Here is an 18,004-nt window from a genome sequence, read left to right on the forward strand (position 1 = left end):
CTGTTCCCAGGAAGGGTTCTTCCTGTCCACCGGCTGCCGCCCGGTCCGACCGGAAGGGGCTCTTTCTCGCACCCGACGCTGAGCGATAGTGTGCAGATCTGTTGGATTTCGTGCGAGCGAGTGCGGGGGTAGGGCGTGGGACGTCTGGTGCCAAGGGTCTCCGGCCTCAGCTACGGCGGCGACTACAACCCGGAGCAGTGGCCGGAGGAGATCTGGCCGCAGGACGTGGCGCTGATGCGCGAGGCCGGGGTCAACCTGGTCACCGTCGCCGTCTTCGGCTGGGCCTGGCTGGAACCGGCGCCGGGCGCCTACACCTTCGACCGGCTCGACCGGATCATGGACGGGCTGCACGAGGGCGGAATCCGGGTCTGCCTGGCCACCGCCACCGCCTCCCCGCCGCCCTGGTTCTCGTACGCCCACCCGGAGACGCTGCCGGTCGACGCCGACGGACGCCGGTTGACGTACGGCAGCCGGCAGGCGATCTGCCCGAGTTCGCCGACGTACCGGCGGGCCGCCCTGGACCTGACCGAGCAGCTCGCCCGGCGGTACGCCGACCATCCGGCGCTCGCCGTCTGGCACGTGCACAACGAGTACGCCTGCCACAACCCGCACTGCTGGTGCGACACCTCCGCCGCCGCCTTCCGGAGCTGGCTGCGGGCCCGCTACGGCGACCTCGACGGGCTCAACGCGGCCTGGGGTACGGCGTTCTGGTCGCAGACGTACACCGACTGGGCCCAGGTGCAGCCACCCCGGGCCACCCCGACCTCGTCAAACCCGGGGCAGCTGCTGGACTTCAAGCGGTTCAGCTCGGACGAGCACCTGGCCAACTTCGTCGCCGAACGGGACGTCCTGCACCGGCTCTCCCCCGGCGTACCGGTGACCACCAACCTGATGACCGGCAGCTGCGTCAACCTGGACTACTGGGCCTGGGGGCGGGAGATGACCGGCCCGGACCGACTGCTCTCCAACGACCACTACCTGCTCGGCGAGCACCCGCTGGAGGCGCCGGCCCAGATCGCCTTCGCCGCCGACCTGAGCCGGTCGCTGGCCGGCGGGCCGTGGCTGCTGATGGAGCACTCCACGAGCGCGGTCAACTGGCAGCCGCGCAACCTGGCCAAGCCGGCCGGCCAGCTGGTCCGGGACGCGCTGGCGCACGTCGCCCGGGGCTCGGAGGGCGCGCTCTACTTCCAGTGGCGGGCCAGCCGGGCCGGCTCCGAGAAGTGGCACTCGGCGATGCTGCCGCACGCCGGCACCGACTCGAAGATCTGGCGCGAGGTGGTGGCGCTCGGCGGGCACCTGCGGGCGCTGGCCCAGATCGAGGGGTCCCGGACCGAGGCCGAGGTGGCGGTACTGCTCGACTACGGCAGCGTCTGGGCCCAGGAGGCGCCGAACCAGCCGAGCGTGGACATGGTCGCCTTCGACGAGATCCGCCGCTGGCACAGCGCGCTGTGGCGGGCCGGGATCACCGCCGACCTCGCCGCGCCCGACGCCGACCTGGACCGCTACCGGCTGGTGGTCGCCCCCGCGCTGTACGCGGTACCCGACGCCGCCGTGACCAACCTGACCGGGTACGTCGCCGGCGGCGGCACCCTCGTCGTCGGCGCGTACAGCGGTCTGGTGGACGAGTACGACCGGGTCCGGCCGGCACCGCTGCCCGGTGCCTTCGCCGACCTGCTCGGCATCCGGGTCGAGGAGTTCTTCCCGCTGCCGGCCGGCACCACGGTGCGGCTCGAAGCCGCCGCCGGCACGCTGCGCCCCGAAGTGGCCGACGGCACGGTCGGGCCCGACGACGGCGCCACCGGTGCCGTCTGGACCGAACTGCTGGCCGCGCCGGACGCCGAGGTGCGGGCCCGGTACGCCGACGGCCCGGTCTCCGGTGCGCCGGCGGTGACCCGGCGGGACACCGCCGGCGGCCCGGCCTGGTACCTGGGCACCCGACCCGACGACCCCACCCTGGGTCGACTGCTCGCCCGGATCGCCGCCGAGGCGGGGGTCCGCCCGCCGGTGTCCGTGCCGCCGGACGTGGAGGCGGTCCGGCGCCGGCACGCCGACGGACGGTCGTACCTCTTCCTGTTCAACCACGGCGATCGGCCGACGGAGGTCGACGCGGGCGGGGTCGACCTGCTCACCGGCCTGCGGCACGCCGGGCCGACCCCGGTCGGGGCCGGTGGGGCCGTGGTGCTCGCCGAGGGACCGGCGTGACCGCCGGACGAGGCGCCACCGCCGGGCACCGGCGGGCCGTGCCGACCACCACCGGGGAGGTGGGCTGATGCTGGCCCAGCAGCGCCAGGAGGCGATCCTGCAGCGGGTCCGGGCCACCGGCGGGGTCCGGGTCAGCGAACTCGCCGCCGAGTTCGGGGTCTCCGACATGACCATCCGCCGTGACCTGGACGTGCTCGCCGAACGAGGGCTGCTGGAAAAGGTGCACGGCGGGGCGACCACCGCCCCGCCCGGCGCGACCGACGAGCCGGGCTTCGCGGCCAAGTCGGTCCGGCAGCGGGCGGAGAAGGCCGCCATCGCGCGGCTGGCCGCCGGTCTGGTCACCCCGGGGATGGCGGTCGCGCTCTCCGCCGGTACGACCACCGCCGAACTCGCCCACCGGCTGGCCGGGATCGCCGGGCTGACCGTGGTGACCAACTCGATCCCGGTCGCCGAGATCCTGCACCGGTCCGGCCGCTCGGACCAGACGGTGATCCTCACCGGCGGGGTACGCACCCCGTCGGACGCGCTGGTCGGACCGGTGGCGGTCGCCGCGATCCGGTCACTGCACCTGGACCTGGTCTTCCTCGGCGTGCACGGGATGACCGAGCGGGCCGGCTTCAGCACCCCGAACCTGCTGGAGGCGGAGACCGACCGGGCCCTGGTCGACGCGGCGGAGCGGCTGGTGGTGCTCGCCGACCACACCAAGTGGGGCACCGTCGGGATCTCCTCGATCGCCCCGCTGACCGACGCGCACACCGTGGTCTGCGACGACGGGCTGCCCGAGGCGGCCCGGCGGACGCTGCGCGAACACGTGACCCAACTGGTCCTGGCTGAGGTGGGACGATGAAACGCACAAGTGTGAAGCTCGCCGACGGACGCGAGCTGATCTACTTCGACGAGCGGGACGACGCCGTCCGGGAGGGTCCGGACCGGCGGGACCTGCCGCTCCCGCCGCCCGCCTCCCAACTCCGCTACGACCCGCTGGTCGACGAGTGGGTGGCGGTGGCGGCGCACCGGCAGGGCCGGATCTTCCTGCCGCCGAGCGACCAGTGTCCACTCTGTCCGTCGACCCCGGAACGGTCCAGCGAGATCCCGGCGTACGACTACGACGTGGCGGTCTTCGAGAACCGGTTCCCGTCGTTCAGCGACCGGCCCGGCGACCCGCCGGGACAGCTGACCCCGTACACCCCGGTCCGGCCGGGGACCGGGCGGTGCGAGGTGGTCTGCTTCACCGCCGACCACCACGCCTCGTTCGGCACCCTGCCGCCGTCGCGGGTCCGGACCGTGCTGGACGCGCTCGCCGACCGGACCGCCGCGTTGTCCGGGCTGCCCGGGGTGGAGCAGGTCTTCTGCTTCGAGAACCGGGGGGTGGAGATCGGGGTGACCCTGCACCACCCGCACGGCCAGATCTACGCGTACCCGTTCCTGCCGCCCCGGACGCAGGCGATGCTGGCCGCGGCGCGCCGGCACGCGGAGCGTACCGGTGGCCGGAACCTCTACGCCGACGTGCTGGCCGCCGAGCGGGCCGCCGGGGAGCGGGTGGTCGCCGAGAACGAGCACTGGACGGCGTACGTGCCGGCGGCCGCCCGCTGGCCGTTCGAGGTGCACGTGGCGCCGCACCGGGCGGTGCCGGACATCCCGGCCCTGGACGACGCCGAACGGGACGCCTTCGGCCCGCTCTACCTGGACGTGCTGCGCCGCCTCGACCGGCTCTTCGACCGGCCGATGCCGTACGTCTCGGCCTGGCACCAGGCGCCGGTGCACGCCGAGCCGGGCCTGAGCCACCTGCACCTGCAGCTGTTCAGCATCCGGCGGGCGGCGGACAAGCTGAAGTACCTGGCCGGTTCGGAGTCGGCGATGGGGGTGTTCATCAACGACGTGGCGCCGGAGCGGGCGGCGGCGATGCTCCGCGACGCCGGCTGAGCCCGGCCGCCGGGCCGGCGCTGTCGGAGGTGGGCCGTAGATTGCCCGGATGACTGGAACCGTTGCCTCCGCCGGGTCGGACCGGCTCTCCGAGACGTTGGCGCTCCGGGTGGCCCGGGGTGAGCTGCCCGGCCTGGTGCTGCTGACCGCCCGCGCCGACGAGGTACGGGTCCAGCCGATCGGCACGCTGACCGTGGACGGTACGGCGCCGATGCGGCCCGACACTCTCTTCCGGATCACCTCGATGACCAAACCGGTGGTCGCCACGGTCGCGATGATGCTTGTCGAGGAGGGCCGGCTCGACCTGACCGAACCGGTCGACAGGTTGTTGCCGGAGTTGGCCGGCCGCCGGGTGTTGCGCCGGCTCGACGGTCCGCTCGACGACACGGTGGCGGCGGACCGTCCGACAACCGTCGAGGACGTGCTGACGTACCGGATCGGGCACGGGATGATCTTCGAGCCGGAGTTCCAGCCCGCGTTCCCGATCGTCACCGCCACCGAGAAGTTGGGGCTGGCGATCGGGCCGCCCGACCCGCCGGCCGCGCTGACACCCGACGAGTGGCTCCGCAGATTCGGCACACTGCCGCTGATGCACCAGCCCGGCCTCCACTGGCAGTACGACACGGCCGGGCAGGTGCTCGGCGTCCTGGTCGCCCGGGCCGCCGGGCAGCCGCTGCCGGATCTCCTCCGGGACCGGATCTTCGCCCCGCTGGGCATGGTCGACACCGGGTTCTCCGTGCCGGCGGCCCAGTTGGACCGGTTGGCGGGCCACTACACAAAAGACCCGGAGACCGGCGGGCTGGTGGCGCGGACGATCTCCGGGCCGCAGCGGTGGGGGATTCCGCCGACGTTCCCGGCCGGCGCGTCCGGGCTGGTCTCCACCGCCGTGGACTACCTGGCCTTCGCCCGCCTGCTCCGCAACCGGGGTGTGCACGGTGGGGTACGACTGCTCTCCGAGGAGTCGGTCGCCCGGATGACCACCAATCACCTGACCCCGGAGCAGATCACCGCGGCGGCGGTTCCGGTGCTCGACGGCCGCGGCTGGGGCTACGGTCTGGCGGTCGACATCGGGCCGGACCGGGCGGCGCCACCCGCGTACGGCTGGACCGGCGGTTACGGCACCGGCTGGTTCACCGATCCGGGCCGAGAGCTGATCACGATCGTGTTGACCCAGACCGACACGTTCATCTTCGACGGCGGCTGGAACGAGGTCCGGAAGCTGGCCTGACCGTCGGTTGCCGGGTTGGCGCGACAGCACCAGGCGGGCGAGCCAACCTGACAAAATAGTCGTCCATGGAGCAACGCGTACATTTCATGACGGTCGCTACCCGGGATCTCGACCGGGCCCGGCGGTTCTACGTCGACGCGCTCGGCTGGACACCGACCCTCGACGTACCGGACGAGATCCTCTTCTTCCAGGTGGCGCCCGGGGTGGTGCTCGGCTTTTTCGAGGCGGACGCGTTCGCCGCCGACCTCGCCAACGATCTCGGTTCGGGGTCGGCGGTGGCGACCGCGCCGACCGGTTTCACCCTGTCGCACAACGTGGCGAGCACCGAGGAGGTCGACCGGGTGCTGGGCCGGGCGGCCGAGGCCGGCGCGACGATCGTCAAGCCGGCCCGGCGGGCCGCCTTCGGCGGTTACCACGGCTACTTCGCCGATCCGAACGACCTGCTCTGGGAGGTCGCCTTCAATCCCGGCTGGCAGGTCACCGAGGACGGTCGGGTACGCCTCGACCCCGTCGAGGCGGAGTGAGACCGACAGCGGGAGTGGGCGATGGCCGGACATGAGGGCGCGGGGGGCCCGGGACAGGGCCCCCCGCAGGGAAGGGACGGCCGGCTGTGCGCAACAGCCGGGAAGACCGTTCCTACCGGTACGGGCCTCTCGCGGCGGCCTCGACCGGGCCGGTCTTCCTGGACGCGACTGGCATCACGTCCAGCCTGTCCAACGACCCAGGTCGCGGGCCGGTGACGGCGACGGGACGACAAAAAGGGGCCCTTCATATCCAAAGGGCCCCTTTTCTGCCGTTCAACTCAGGCGGCAAGCCTCCGGGCCAGGTTGCTGTCCAGGGTGGCCATGAACTCGTCGGTGGTCAGCCACGGGGCGTCCCGGGAGATGAGCAGCGCCAGGTCCTTGGTCATCTGGCCACCCTCGACGGTCTCGACGACCACCTGCTCGAGGGTGTTGGCGAACTCGGTGACCGCCGGGGTGTTGTCCAGCTTGCCCCGGTGGGCCAGGCCCCGGGTCCAGGCGTAGATCGAGGCGATCGGGTTGGTCGAGGTCTTCTCGCCCTTCTGCCACTGCCGGTAGTGCCGGGTGACCGTGCCGTGCGCCGCCTCGGCCTCGACCGTACGGCCGTCCGGGGTCATCAGCACCGACGTCATCAGGCCCAGCGAGCCGAAGCCCTGCGCCACGGTGTCGGACTGCACGTCACCGTCGTAGTTCTTGCAGGCCCAGACGAAGCCGCCCTCCCACTTCAGCGCGGCGGCGACCATGTCGTCGATCAGCCGGTGCTCGTAGGTGATCCCGGCGGCGTCGAAGTCGGCCTTGAACTCGGCCTCGAAGACCTCCGCGAAGATGTCCTTGAAGCGGCCGTCGTACGCCTTGAGGATGGTGTTCTTCGTCGACAGGTAGACCGGGTAGCCACGGTCCAGTCCGTACCGGAACGAGGCCCGGGCGAAGTCCCGAATCGAGTCGTCGAAGTTGTACATCCCCATGGTGACGCCGCCGCCGGGGAAGTTGGCGACCTCCATCTCGACCGGGGCACCGCCGTCGGTCGGGGTGTAGGTGATGGTCACCGTGCCCGGTCCCGGCACCACGAAGTCGGTGGCCTTGTACTGGTCACCGTGCGCGTGCCGGCCGATGATGATCGGCTTGGTCCAGCCCGGTACGAGCCGCGGCACGTTCGACATGATGATCGGCTCGCGGAAGACCACGCCGCCGAGGATGTTCCGGATGGTGCCGTTCGGCGAACGCCACATCTTCTTGAGGCCGAACTCCTCGACCCGGGCCTCGTCCGGGGTGATGGTGGCGCACTTCACGCCCACACCGTGCTGCTTGATCGCGTTCGCCGCGTCGATCGTCACCTGGTCGTCGGTGTCGTCGCGGTGCTGGATGCCGAGGTCGTAGTAGTGCAGGTCGACGTCGAGGTACGGCAGGATCAACTGCTCGCGGATCTGCTTCCAGATGATCCGGGTCATCTCGTCGCCGTCGATTTCCACCACCGGGTTCGTAACCTTGATCTTCGCCATCGGCCGGCGCTCCTCTCCGGGACACATGCTCTAGCAGTACGAGCGTACTGGCCCGCTCCGAAGGCCCTTACACTGCCCGGCATGATGATCAGCCGGGCGCTCGGATCCGTGACCGTCATCGCACTGCCGGACGCCGAGGGGGTCTTCTTCCAGCCCCGGGAGGAGGCGTTCCCGGACGCGACCGCCGCACACTGGCGGCAGGCCGACGAGCGCGACCCGGCGGCGATCACCCCGGACGGTCGCTGGCGGCTCTCGTTCCGCTGCTTCGCGATCCGGTACGACGACGGCCCGGACGCCGGCCGGGTCATCCTGGTCGACGCCGGCATCGGCCCGGCGGACGCGCCGGCGGGCAGCTGGGCACCGGTGCCGGGCCGGCTTCCGGAGTCACTGGCCGCCGCCGGGATCAGCCCGGACGAGGTCGACACCGTGGTCCTCACCCACAAGCACAGTGACCACGTCGGCGGGGCGGTCACCGGCGGGCCGGACGGGGCCGGAGAGGCGCCGGCGCCGTGCTTCCGCAACGCCCGTTACCTGCTGCAACGGGCCGAGATCGAGAGCATCCGGGGACAGGGGGCGGCCGGGCTGGCCGGCTACCTGCTCGACCCGCTGACCGCCACCGGGCAGCTGCACGCCGTCGACGGCGACCACCAGCTCACCCCCGGGGTACGACTGCTCGCCACCCCGGGGCACACCCCCGGCCACCAGTCGGTGCTGGTGGAGACCGCCGACGAGGACCTGCTGATCACCGGCGACCTGCTGGTGCACGCCGTGCAGCTGGTCGCGCCGGAGCTGACGTACGCCCACGAGGAGGACCCGGACGTCGCCCGGCGGTCCCGGCGGACCCTGCTGACCCGGTTGGCCGGCCGGCCGGCGGCCTTCCTCGGCACGCCGCACCTGAGTACACCGTTCGTTCTGCTGTAATACCACTTCAGGCCAATTGTCGTGGGTGGCCCCGTTCGCCCGCCAGCCATGATCGTCGATGCATGACTTCTCCGTACCCGTTCAGCCGTCGACGTTTCGTCTCGGCCGCCGGTGCCGCGACCGCCGGTCTTGTGGTCGGACCGATGCTGCTGACCCCCGACGGTGCCGCCGCGCACATCCCGTCCACCGCCGGCGCCCCGCTGCCGGCCAACCTCTTCACCCTCGGCGTCGCCTCCGGTGACCCGCTGCCGGACGGCGTGGTGCTCTGGACCCGGCTCGCCCCGCAGCCGCTGGCCGGCGGCGGCATGCCGGACCGCCCGGTGCGGGTGCGGTGGGAGGTCGCCGAGGACAGCCGCTTCCGGCGGATCCGGCACCGGGGCGCCGCGACCGCCCATCCCGACCTCGGGCACTCGGTGCACGTCGAGGTCGCCGGGCTCGACCCGGACCGGGAGTACTTCTACCGGTTCCGGGCCGGCCAGGAGATCTCCCCGGTCGGTCGGACCCGCACCGCCCCCGCCGACCACGCCCACACCCGGCACCTCCGCTTCGCCTTCGCCAGCTGCCAGGACTTCCAGGCCGGGGCGTACACCGCGCACCGGCACCTGGCCGGCGAGGACCTGGCGTTCGTCGCCTTCCTCGGCGACTACATCTACGAGAACCGGCCGAACACCGCCGCCTACCGGGTGCACGAGGGGACCGACGAGCCGTACTCGCTGGTCGACTACCGCAACCGGCACGCCCAGTACAAGACCGACCCGGACCTGCAGGCGTCGCACGCCGCGTTCCCGTGGATCGTCACCTTCGACGACCACGAACTGGACAACAACTGGGCCGACGAGATCCCGCAGGATCCGGCCCAGCAGACCCCGGAGGCGTTCCGGGCCCGCCGGAAGGCGGCCTTCCAGGCCTACTACGAGAACATGCCGCTGCGCCGCTCGGCCCTGCCGCGCGGGCTGGACATCCGCCTCTACCGGCGGCTGCGCTTCGGCGACCTGGCCAGCGTGCACGTGCTGGACACCCGGCAGTACCGCAGCGACCAGCCGGCGACGCTGGCCGAGGCGATGAACCCGGAGCTGTCGATGACCGGGCCGGAACAGGAACACTGGCTGGTGCAGGGGCTGCGCTCGTCCGGCAGCCGGTGGAACCTGCTGGCCAACCAGGTGATGTGGGCCTCCAACGACCGCCAGGCCGGGCCGGAGCGGACCTACGACCTCGACAACTGGGACGGCTACCGGGTGCAGCGCCGCCGCCTCTTGGAGTTCTTCGGCTCCGGGCAGGTCGACAACCCGGTGGTCCTCACCGGGGACCGGCACTGCACCTGGGTCTGCGACCTACGGCCGGACTTCGACGACCCGGCCTCGCCGGTGGTCGCCGCCGAGATCACCGGTACGTCGATCACCTCCGGCGGCAACCCGGACACCGCAGGCTTCCACCGGACGTACGACCCGATCATGGCGGAGAGCCCGCACTGGAAGTACATCGACAACCAGCGCGGGTACGTCGTCTGCGACGTGACGCCGGAGCGGATGCTCAGCTCGCTCCGACTGGTGGACACCGTCTGGGCGCCCACCGCCACGGTCCGGACCGCCGCCGAGTTTGTCGTCCTCGCCGGTGCCCCGGGCGTCTCGGTCGCCAGCCAGGAGTCGCCCGCGGTCACCGCCGCGACCCGGGCCCGGATCGCCACCGGTCCCACCTACCCCGTCGACAACGACCAGATGTAGGGCGAGGGCCCCTTCCTGTCGCGGCAACCCTAGAAACCACCGCGCAGGAAGGGGCCCTCGTGCACACCTGTCGGGTGCGGGACGGCTCACATGTTCGCGATGTCGCCCTGCTTCGCGCGTACCGCCTCGGCCGCGGCCTTCAGGCTCGCGATCTCGTCGGCGTCCAGCGGGGTCTCCACGATCCGGCGTACGCCGTCGCGCCCGATCTCAGCCTCGACCCCGAGGTAGACGCCGGAGATGCCGAACTCGCCGTCGACCCAGGCGCAGACCGGCATGACCTCGCCGGAGTCGGTGGCGACGGCCCGGGCCATCCGCGCGGCGGCGGCCGACGGGGCGTAGTACGCCGAACCGGTCTTGAGCAGCGCGACCACCTCGGCGCCGCCGTTGCGGGTCCGGACGACCAGCTCCTCGATCTGCTCGGCCGGCATCACCTCGCGCAGCGGCTTGCCGTCGACGGTGCTGCGGGACGGCACCGGCACCATGGTGTCGCCGTGCGAGCCGAGGGTCAGGGTCTTCACCGAGGCCACCGGCACCGAGAGCGCCTCGGCCACGAAGTTGCTGAACCGGGCGGTGTCGAGCATGCCGGCCTGGCCGAGCACCCGGTTCTTCGGGAACTGGGTGGCGATCTGCGCGAGCGCGGTCATCTCGTCCAGCGGGTTGGAGACGACGATGACGACGGCGTTCGGGGCGTACTTGGCGACGTTCTCGGCGACCTGCCGCACGATCTTGGCGTTGGTCTCCAGCAGGTCCATCCGGCTCATCCCCGGCTTGCGCGGCAGCCCTGCGGTGATCACCACCACGTCGGAGCCCTCGATGGCCTCGTAACCCTCGCCGCCCTTGCCGGTCGTCACACCGACGACCTTGGTCTCGAAGCCCTCGATCGGCCGGGACTGGTTGAGGTCGAGCGCGAGGCCCTCGGGCTTGCCCTCGATGATGTCGGTGATCACGACCGTGTCGAAGACGTCGTACTCCGCGAGGCGCTGCGCGGTCGTGGAGCCGTAGAAGCCGGCGCCGACGACGGTGACCTTTTTGCCCATGGTCGTCCCACTCTCTGATACCGGTCGGGTTATTTCCGGACGGTATCAGCCACGGCGGCCCAGTTCCGGCCAGGGGCGGATTCCGTTCGCGTCCACCCCTACCCGGACGCCCGCGCCGCCGGGCAGGCGGGGCCGGCCGGACGCCCGGGCCATTGGCGGGCGGGGTCGACCGGGCGGGTTATGCCGCGCCGGCCGCCGCCACGATCGCCTCGGCGCGTTCGACGACGTTGGTCAGCAGCATCGCCCGGGTCATCGGACCCACCCCGCCGGGCATCGGCGCGATGCTGCCGGCCACCTCGGCGACCTCGGGGTCGACGTCGCCGGTGTACCGGCCCTTGCCGTCCGGGCCGATCACCCGGGTGATGCCGACGTCGACCACCGCCGCGCCCGGCCGGACCATGTCGGCGGTGAGCAGCCCCGGAACCCCCGCCGCGACGATGACGATGTCGGCCGCCCGGGTGTGCGCCGAGAGGTCCAGGGTGCCGGTGTGGCAGAGGGTCACCGTGGCGTTCTCGCTGCGCCGGGTCAGCAGCAGGCCCAGCGGCCGGCCGACGGTGTTGCCCCGGCCGACCACCGCCACCTCGGCGCCGCGCAGCGGTACGTCGTGCCGGCGCAGCAGCTCGACGATGCCGCGCGGGGTGCAGGGCAGCGGACCGGGGTAGCCGAGCACGAGCCGGCCGAGGTTGACCGGGTGCAGTCCGTCCGCGTCCTTCTCCGGGTCGATCAGTTCCAGCACCCGCTGGGTGTCCAGGTGTGCCGGCAGCGGCAGCTGCACGATGTAGCCGTGGCAGGCCGGGTCGGCGTTGAGCTCGGCGAGGACCGCCTCCAGCTCCTCCTGGCCGGTGTCGGCCGGCAGTTCCCGCCGGATGGAGGCGATGCCGACCTCGGCACAGTCCCGGTGCTTGCCGTTGACGTACGCCTCGGAGCCGGGGTCGTTGCCGACCAGCACCGTGCCGAGGCCGGGTACGACACCCCGGTCGGCCAGCGTCTTGACCCGGTTGCGCAGTTCGTCCTTGATCTGTGCCGCAGTGGCTTTTCCGTCGAGAAGGGTGGCCGTCACGCCCCAGATCGTCTCACGGCCGACCCGCGGACCGAGCCGCCACCCGGCTGGTCGGCGGGCGGGTCGGCCGGTCGGTCAGCCCCGGGTCATCCGGCCGACCAGCACCAGACGATAACTCAACGTAACCGTGTTGTTAGTCACTCTCGGTAAGAATTTGTGGAAAATTGCACACTGCGCATCCGGTGGTAGGGGGTATACCGGACAAAGCGACAGGCGTACGGACGCCCGAGCCGACCTGGAAAGTGATCCACTTTCAGAGCGTTATGGGCTGGATGACCAAATACGCACATGATCAGCAGGCCGGACGCTATAGCAGCTCAGCGCCAGTATGTGCAAGCGCTGCAAGCCCGCTGTGTTACTTACTCGTAATCATCCAGTTTGGCCCGAAGTCCAGGGGCGGCCTACTTTTGCCGAGCGTTGCTCAGCGTCACCCATCCATGGGAGCGACTGCTCAACGTAAGGAGATGAGGAGGCTCAATGCAGGTTCGTAGGCTCGCTGCCTGGACCGCCCTCCCCCTTGCCGCGACCCTCGGCCTCGCGGCCTGTGGCGGCGGCGGTTCAGGGGAGAGCGACGCGAATGCTGTGGTGTCGGTGCAGATCGGCGAACCCCAGCACCTGATTCCGACCAACACGAACGAGTCGAGCGGCAACCAGGTCCTCTCGGCCCTGTTCACCCCGCTGGTCAAGTACGACGCCCAGAACAAGCCGTACGAGGTCGCCGCGGAGTCGGTCACCTCCGGCGACAACAAGGTCTGGACGGTCAAGCTGAAGGACGGGTTCACCTTCCACAACGGCGAGAAGGTGACCGCGGACAGCTACATCAACGCCTGGAACTACGGCGCGTACGGCCCGAACGGCCAGGGCAACGGGTACTTCTTCGAGAAGATCGAGGGCTACGACGCCCTCAACCCGGCCGACCCGGACGGCGAGGGCCCGCAGAAGGCTCCGGAGCCGACCGCCAAGACCCTCACCGGTCTCAAGAAGGTCGACGACCTGACCTTCACCGTGACGCTGTCGAAGCCGTACACCGAGTTCAAGACCATCCTCGGTTACACCGCGTTCTACCCGCTGCCGCAGGCCGCCTTCTCCGCTCCCGGCGTCATCAAGGAGGGCTTCGAGGACGCCCCGATCGGCGACGGCCCGTTCAAGATGAAGGGCACCTGGCAGCACGACGCCAAGATCGAGGTCGAGCGGTACGACGCGTACCCGGGCGACAAGCCGAAGATCCAGGGCGCCGAGTTCCGGATCTACCAGCAGCTCAGCGCCGCGTACGCGGACGTGCAGTCGGACAACCTCGATGTGATCGTCACGGTGCCGACCGAGAACCTGAGCACCGCCGCGGCTGACCTCGGCGACCGGCTCCAGAAGAGCCCGGCCTCGTCGTTCCAGTTCATCGGGTTCCCGACGTACCAGGACGAATTCAGCAAGCCTGAGGTCCGCAAGGCCATCTCGATGGCGATCGACCGCGACGAGATCATCAAGTCGGTCTTCAAGGACTCGCAGGTGTCGGCCCGCTCGTTCGTCTCGCCGGTGGTCGCCGGCTACCGCGACAACACCTGCGGCGAGGCGTGCGAGTTCGACCCGGCCAAGGCCAAGGCGGCGTACCAGGCCGCCGGCGGCCCGGCCCAGATCAAGATCACCTACAACGGTGACGGTGGGCACAAGGACTGGGTGGACGCGACCTGCAACCAGCTCAAGGCCAACCTGGGCGTGGACTGCGTCGGCACCGCCGAGCCGAAGTTCTCCGACCTGCTCACCAAGGTCGACAACAAGCAGCCGGTCGGCCTGATCCGGCTCGGCTGGCTGATGGACTACCCGTCCATGGAGAACTACCTGGGGCCGCTGTACACCACCAACGGTTCCTCGAACTACTACGGCTACAGCAACCCCACCTTCGACCAGCTGGTTGCCGAGGGCGCCGCCGCCGCGACGCCGGAGGCCGCGATCACCAAGTACCAGCAGGCGGAGGACATCCTGGCCAAGGACATGCCGGTGATCCCGCTGCGCTTCGGCCAGAACGTCTTCGCGCACTCGACCAAGGTCAAGAACGTCGAGGTCGACCTCTTCCAGGTCGTCGACATGACCAAGATCGAGGTTGTCAGCTGAGCTGACCCGAAGGCCCGGTCCGGGCCACCCGGTGACCCCTGGGTGGCCCGGACCGTTCCACAACTCCGCGCACCACTCCCCGCATCGCCATCCCCACGGAGAGTAAGCAAGTATGTTCCGCTACATCGTGCGGCGCCTGCTCCAGATGGTCCTGGCCTTCTTCGGGACCACACTGATCGTCTACGCGCTGATGTTCGCCGGACAGGGCGACCCCATCCAGGCCCTCGCCGGTGAGCGCCCGGTCAGCGACGCGCAGCGGGCATACCTGACCGAGAAGTTCCACCTCGACAAGACCGGGATCGGCGGCTTCTTCTACCGCTACTTCGACTACATCGGCAACCTGCTCCGTGGCGACCTCGGCGAGTCGCTCACCGGCCGCAAGATCAGCGACATGCTGGCGCAGGCCTGGCCGGTCACCGCCAAGCTCGCGGTCATCGCCCTGCTCGTCGCGATCATCTTCGGCGTCACCTGCGGCGTCATCGCCGGGCTGCGCCGGGGCGGCATCTTCGACAACGCCACCCTGGGCCTGACCCTGCTGGTGCTTGGCATCCCCACCATCGTGCTGGCCCCGATCGCCCAGTACTTCCTCGGCGTCAAGCTGTCGCTCTTCCCGCCGACCGCCGGCGCCCAGCCCAGCCTCTACGCGCTGCTGCTACCCGGGCTCGTCCTCGGCTCCCTGTCACTGGCCACGGCGCTGCGGCTGACCCGTACCTCGATCGCCGAGAACCTCCGCTCCGACTACGTCCGGACCGCGCGGGCCAAGGGCCTGCCGACCCGGCGGATCGTCAGCGTGCACGTGCTGCGGAACTCACTGATCCCGGTGATCACGTTCCTCGGCGTCGAACTGGGCAACCTGATGAGCGGCGCGATCATCACCGAGGGTGTCTTCAACATCCCCGGCATCGGCTTCAACCTCTTCCGCGGCATCCGCACCGAGGACGGCCCGCTGGTGGTCGGCCTGGTCAGCGTCCTGGTCGTGGTCTACCTGGTGTCGAACCTCGTGGTGGACGTCCTCTACGCGGTCCTCGACCCCCGCATCCGGTACGAGTGAGGGAAGAACTGAAATGAGCGAGGCACAAACCGTGGGTGCGGCCGAGGTCACCAAGACCACCGACCCGAGCACCCGGCCGCGCAGCCTGGCCGGCGACGCCTGGCGCGACCTTCGCCGTAACCCGATCTTCTGGGCGTCGCTGATCCTGGTCCTCGCGGTGACCGCGATGGCCATCGTGCCCGGCCTGTTCACCTCGAACGACCCGCTGGACTGCTCGCTGAGCCGCCAGCACGCCGGACCCGGCGGCGGCGCCCTCTTCGGCTACGACTTCCAGGGCTGCGACGTCTACGCCCGGTCCGTCTACGGCGCCCGCGCCTCCCTGCTGGTCGGCGCGCTCTCCGCGGTACTCACCGGGATCATCGCGATCGTGGTCGGCATGCTCGCCGGCTACTTCGGCCGCTGGATCGACGCCGCGCTGTCCCGGGTGATCGACATCGTTCTCGGCATCCCGCTGCTGCTCGCCGCGATCGTGCTGCTCAAGCGGATCAGCAGCGACAGCCCGAGCGTCCGGATCGCGGCCGTGGTCTTCGTCCTGGCGATCCTCGGCTGGACCACCGCCGCCCGGGTCATCCGCTCCTCGGTGATCAGCGCCAAGCAGCAGGACTACGTGGCGGCGGCCCGGATGCTCGGCGCCGGCAACGGCCGCACCATGTGGCGGCACATCCTGCCGAACTCGCTGGCCCCGGTCATCGTGGTCCTCACCATCGGGCTCGGCTCGTTCATCGCCGCCGAGGCGACCCTCTCCTTCCTCGGCATCGGCCTCAAGGCCCCGACCATCTCGTGGGGCATCGACATCGACAGCGGCCGGACCCACATGCGCGAGTCGGCGGTCCCGCTGATCGTCCCCTCGACCTTCCTCGCGCTGACCGTACTGGCCTTCATCATGCTGGGCGACGCGATCCGCGACGCCTTCGACCCGAAGCTGCGGTGATCACATGAGCAAGCACAGTGCCGGCGCGGCCGTCACCCGCGACGAGTGGACCGCGCGCGCCGACCGGGACACCACCGGCGCCGACGGCGGCCACCTGCTCGAGGTCCGCGACCTGTTCGTCGAGTTCCACACCCGGGACGGCGTGGCCAAGGTGATCAACGGCGTCTCGTACCACCTGGACGCCGGGGAGACCCTGGCCGTGCTCGGCGAGTCCGGCTCCGGCAAGTCCGTCACCGCCCAGGCGATCATGGGCATCCTGGACATGCCGCCGGCGGTCATCCCGAACGGCCAGATCCTCTACCGCGGCACCGACCTGCTCACCCTCCCCGAGGACGAGCGGCGCAAGGTACGCGGCAAGCAGATCGCGATGATCTTCCAGGACGCGCTCTCCGCGCTCAACCCGGTCTTCCCGGTCGGCTGGCAGATCGGCGAGACACTGCGGCTGCGCGATGGGCTCTCCCGGGCCGACGCCCGGCGCCGGGCCATCGAACTGATGGAACTGGTCAAGATCCCCGCGGCGAGGGAGCGGGTACGCGACTACCCGCACCAGTTCTCCGGCGGTATGCGGCAGCGCGTCATGATCGCGATGGCGCTGGCCCAGGACCCGTCGGTGCTGATCGCCGACGAGCCGACCACCGCGCTCGACGTGACCGTGCAGGCCCAGATCATGGACCTGCTCGGTGAACTGCGCCGGGAACTCAACATGGCGATGATCCTGATCACCCACGACCTCGGGGTGGTCGCCGACGTGGCCGACCGGATCGCCGTCATGTACGCCGGCCGGATCGTCGAACACGCCGACGTGCACGCGCTGTACGAGGCGCCCGCGCACCCGTACACCAAGGGGCTGCTGGAGTCGATTCCGCGGCTGGACCTGAAGGGCCAGCAGCTCACCACCATCAAGGGGCTTCCGCCGAACCTGATGCGGATCCCCAGCGGCTGCCCGTTCCACCCGCGCTGCCCGTTCGCCCGGCAGGAGTGCGTCGACGTCGTGCCGACCGTCCACCAGCTCGGCAACGACCGGACCAGCGCCTGCCACTTCGCCGAGGAGGTCCTCGATGGCCGCATCTGACCGGACCACGTCCACACCGGCCGCCGGCACCGCCACCAAGCAGCGTGGCGAGACCGTGCTGCAGGTCGAGAACGTCGTCAAGCACTTCCCGATCACCCAGGGCATCGTCTTCAAGCGGCAGATCGGCGCGGTGAAGGCGGTCGACGGCGTCAGCTTCGACCTGAAGCGGGGCGAGACCCTCGGCATCGTCGGCGAGTCCGGCTGCGGCAAGTCCACCCTCGCCAAGCTGCTGATGCGGCTGGAGACCCCGACCTCGGGCAAGGCCCTGCTGGAGGGGCGGGACATGTTCTCGCTCTCCGGCTCCGCGCTGCGTCGGATGCGGCGCAACGTGCAGATGGTGATGCAGGACCCGTACACCTCGCTGAACCCACGGATGACGGTCGGCGACATCATCGGCGAGCCGTTCGACATCCACCCCGACGCGGCACCGCGCGGCACCCGCCGGCAGCGGGTCCAGGAACTGCTCGAACTGGTCGGTCTGAACCCGGAGCACATCAACCGGTATCCGCACCAGTTCTCGGGTGGTCAGCGGCAGCGGATCGGGATCGCCCGGGCGTTGGCGTTGAAGCCGGAGATCATCGTCTGTGACGAGCCGGTGTCGGCGCTGGACGTGTCGATCCAGGCCCAGGTGATCAACCTGCTGGAGGGGTTGCAGGACGAGCTGGGGTTGTCGTACATCTTCATCGCGCACGACCTGTCGGTGGTGCGGCACATCGCCGACCGGGTGGCGGT

15 protein-coding genes are annotated in these 18,004 nt (G+C 70.6%); 12 read left to right on the top strand and 3 right to left on the bottom strand.

What is annotated here, in order from left to right:
- Positions 1-147: 147 nt before the first annotated feature.
- From ABGB05_RS01820 to ABGB05_RS01840, 5 genes are all read left to right on the top strand, one after another.
- On the top strand, positions 148-2,202 hold the full coding sequence (locus ABGB05_RS01820) for a beta-galactosidase (RefSeq protein WP_347651320.1): 2,055 nt from the start codon (positions 148-150) through the stop codon (positions 2,200-2,202).
- 67 nt (positions 2,203-2,269) lie between these two features.
- Positions 2,270-3,049, top strand: a complete 780-nt coding sequence (locus ABGB05_RS01825) for a DeoR/GlpR family DNA-binding transcription regulator (RefSeq protein ID WP_347651321.1) — start codon at positions 2,270-2,272, stop codon at positions 3,047-3,049.
- A complete protein-coding gene (galT, locus tag ABGB05_RS01830; RefSeq protein WP_347651322.1) occupies positions 3,046-4,125 on the top strand; it encodes a galactose-1-phosphate uridylyltransferase in 1,080 nt (359 codons plus the stop codon). Before ABGB05_RS01825 ends, galT begins: the two co-directional genes overlap by 4 nt.
- Before the next feature lie 49 nt (positions 4,126-4,174).
- On the top strand, positions 4,175-5,353 hold the full coding sequence (locus ABGB05_RS01835) for a serine hydrolase domain-containing protein (RefSeq protein ID WP_347651323.1): 1,179 nt from the start codon (positions 4,175-4,177) through the stop codon (positions 5,351-5,353).
- A gap of 65 nt (positions 5,354-5,418) precedes the next feature.
- Positions 5,419-5,877, top strand: a complete 459-nt coding sequence (locus tag ABGB05_RS01840; protein ID WP_347651324.1) for a VOC family protein — start codon at positions 5,419-5,421, stop codon at positions 5,875-5,877.
- A 278-nt stretch (positions 5,878-6,155) separates the two neighbouring features.
- On the opposite strand, the gene ABGB05_RS01845 is transcribed toward ABGB05_RS01840, so the two are convergent.
- The gene (locus ABGB05_RS01845) at positions 6,156-7,373 is read right to left on the bottom strand and encodes an NADP-dependent isocitrate dehydrogenase (protein WP_347651325.1); all 1,218 of its coding nucleotides are present in this window, start codon (positions 7,371-7,373) and stop codon (positions 6,156-6,158) included.
- 81 nt (positions 7,374-7,454) lie between these two features.
- On the opposite strand from ABGB05_RS01845, the gene ABGB05_RS01850 reads away from it, so the two are divergent.
- Together ABGB05_RS01850 and ABGB05_RS01855 are read left to right on the top strand one after the other, a co-directional pair.
- Positions 7,455-8,294: an MBL fold metallo-hydrolase gene (locus ABGB05_RS01850; protein WP_347651326.1), complete on the top strand. Its 840-nt coding sequence runs from the start codon at positions 7,455-7,457 to the stop codon at positions 8,292-8,294.
- Positions 8,295-8,356: 62 nt separating this feature from the next.
- Positions 8,357-10,015 (top strand): alkaline phosphatase D family protein, encoded by a 1,659-nt coding sequence (locus ABGB05_RS01855; RefSeq protein ID WP_347651327.1) that lies wholly within the window; start codon positions 8,357-8,359, stop codon positions 10,013-10,015.
- Between the two features lie 86 nt (positions 10,016-10,101).
- Here the strand turns inward: ABGB05_RS01855 and mdh are convergent, their stop codons facing one another.
- Positions 10,102-11,052: a malate dehydrogenase gene (gene mdh, locus ABGB05_RS01860; protein WP_347651328.1), complete on the bottom strand. Its 951-nt coding sequence runs from the start codon at positions 11,050-11,052 to the stop codon at positions 10,102-10,104.
- 178 nt (positions 11,053-11,230) lie between these two features.
- Complete coding sequence (locus tag ABGB05_RS01865) at positions 11,231-12,112, bottom strand: bifunctional methylenetetrahydrofolate dehydrogenase/methenyltetrahydrofolate cyclohydrolase (RefSeq protein WP_347651329.1); 882 nt, start codon at positions 12,110-12,112, stop codon at positions 11,231-11,233.
- A gap of 477 nt (positions 12,113-12,589) precedes the next feature.
- Here ABGB05_RS01865 and ABGB05_RS01870 point away from each other — a divergent pair, with 477 nt between their 5' ends.
- The 5 genes from ABGB05_RS01870 to ABGB05_RS01890 form a co-directional block, all read left to right on the top strand.
- A complete protein-coding gene (locus ABGB05_RS01870) occupies positions 12,590-14,218 on the top strand; it encodes an ABC transporter substrate-binding protein (protein ID WP_347651330.1) in 1,629 nt (542 codons plus the stop codon).
- A gap of 112 nt (positions 14,219-14,330) precedes the next feature.
- Positions 14,331-15,269 carry an ABC transporter permease gene (locus ABGB05_RS01875; RefSeq protein WP_347651331.1) on the top strand — a complete coding sequence of 313 codons (939 nt, stop codon included), beginning with the start codon at positions 14,331-14,333 and terminating at the stop codon, positions 15,267-15,269.
- Between the two features lie 13 nt (positions 15,270-15,282).
- A complete protein-coding gene (locus ABGB05_RS01880; RefSeq protein WP_347651332.1) occupies positions 15,283-16,200 on the top strand; it encodes an ABC transporter permease in 918 nt (305 codons plus the stop codon).
- A 4-nt stretch (positions 16,201-16,204) separates the two neighbouring features.
- Entirely contained in the window at positions 16,205-17,272 is a 1,068-nt protein-coding gene (locus ABGB05_RS01885; protein ID WP_347651333.1) for an ABC transporter ATP-binding protein, read from the top strand.
- Positions 17,259-18,004 (top strand): ATP-binding cassette domain-containing protein (locus tag ABGB05_RS01890; protein WP_347651334.1); only part of this gene is annotated, 746 nt, incomplete at its 3' end. The genes ABGB05_RS01885 and ABGB05_RS01890, both read left to right, overlap by 14 nt.

The sequence above is a fragment of the Plantactinospora sp. B5E13 genome (genome assembly GCF_039871775.1).
GTDB lineage: Bacteria > Actinomycetota > Actinomycetes > Mycobacteriales > Micromonosporaceae > Plantactinospora.

Coding starts and splice junctions, on each gene's coding strand:
- ABGB05_RS01855 (WP_347651327.1), top strand. CDS start 8,357: ATGACTTCTCCGTACCCGTTCAGCCGTCGACGTTTCGTCTCGGCCGCC.
- ABGB05_RS01870 (WP_347651330.1), top strand. CDS start 12,590: ATGCAGGTTCGTAGGCTCGCTGCCTGGACCGCCCTCCCCCTTGCCGCG.
- ABGB05_RS01875 (WP_347651331.1), top strand. CDS start 14,331: ATGTTCCGCTACATCGTGCGGCGCCTGCTCCAGATGGTCCTGGCCTTC.
- ABGB05_RS01835 (WP_347651323.1), top strand. CDS start 4,175: ATGACTGGAACCGTTGCCTCCGCCGGGTCGGACCGGCTCTCCGAGACG.
- ABGB05_RS01850 (WP_347651326.1), top strand. CDS start 7,455: ATGATGATCAGCCGGGCGCTCGGATCCGTGACCGTCATCGCACTGCCG.
- ABGB05_RS01880 (WP_347651332.1), top strand. CDS start 15,283: ATGAGCGAGGCACAAACCGTGGGTGCGGCCGAGGTCACCAAGACCACC.
- mdh (WP_347651328.1), bottom strand. CDS start 11,052: ATGGGCAAAAAGGTCACCGTCGTCGGCGCCGGCTTCTACGGCTCCACG.
- ABGB05_RS01825 (WP_347651321.1), top strand. CDS start 2,270: ATGCTGGCCCAGCAGCGCCAGGAGGCGATCCTGCAGCGGGTCCGGGCC.
- ABGB05_RS01845 (WP_347651325.1), bottom strand. CDS start 7,373: ATGGCGAAGATCAAGGTTACGAACCCGGTGGTGGAAATCGACGGCGAC.
- galT (WP_347651322.1), top strand. CDS start 3,046: ATGAAACGCACAAGTGTGAAGCTCGCCGACGGACGCGAGCTGATCTAC.
- ABGB05_RS01840 (WP_347651324.1), top strand. CDS start 5,419: ATGGAGCAACGCGTACATTTCATGACGGTCGCTACCCGGGATCTCGAC.
- ABGB05_RS01885 (WP_347651333.1), top strand. CDS start 16,205: ATGAGCAAGCACAGTGCCGGCGCGGCCGTCACCCGCGACGAGTGGACC.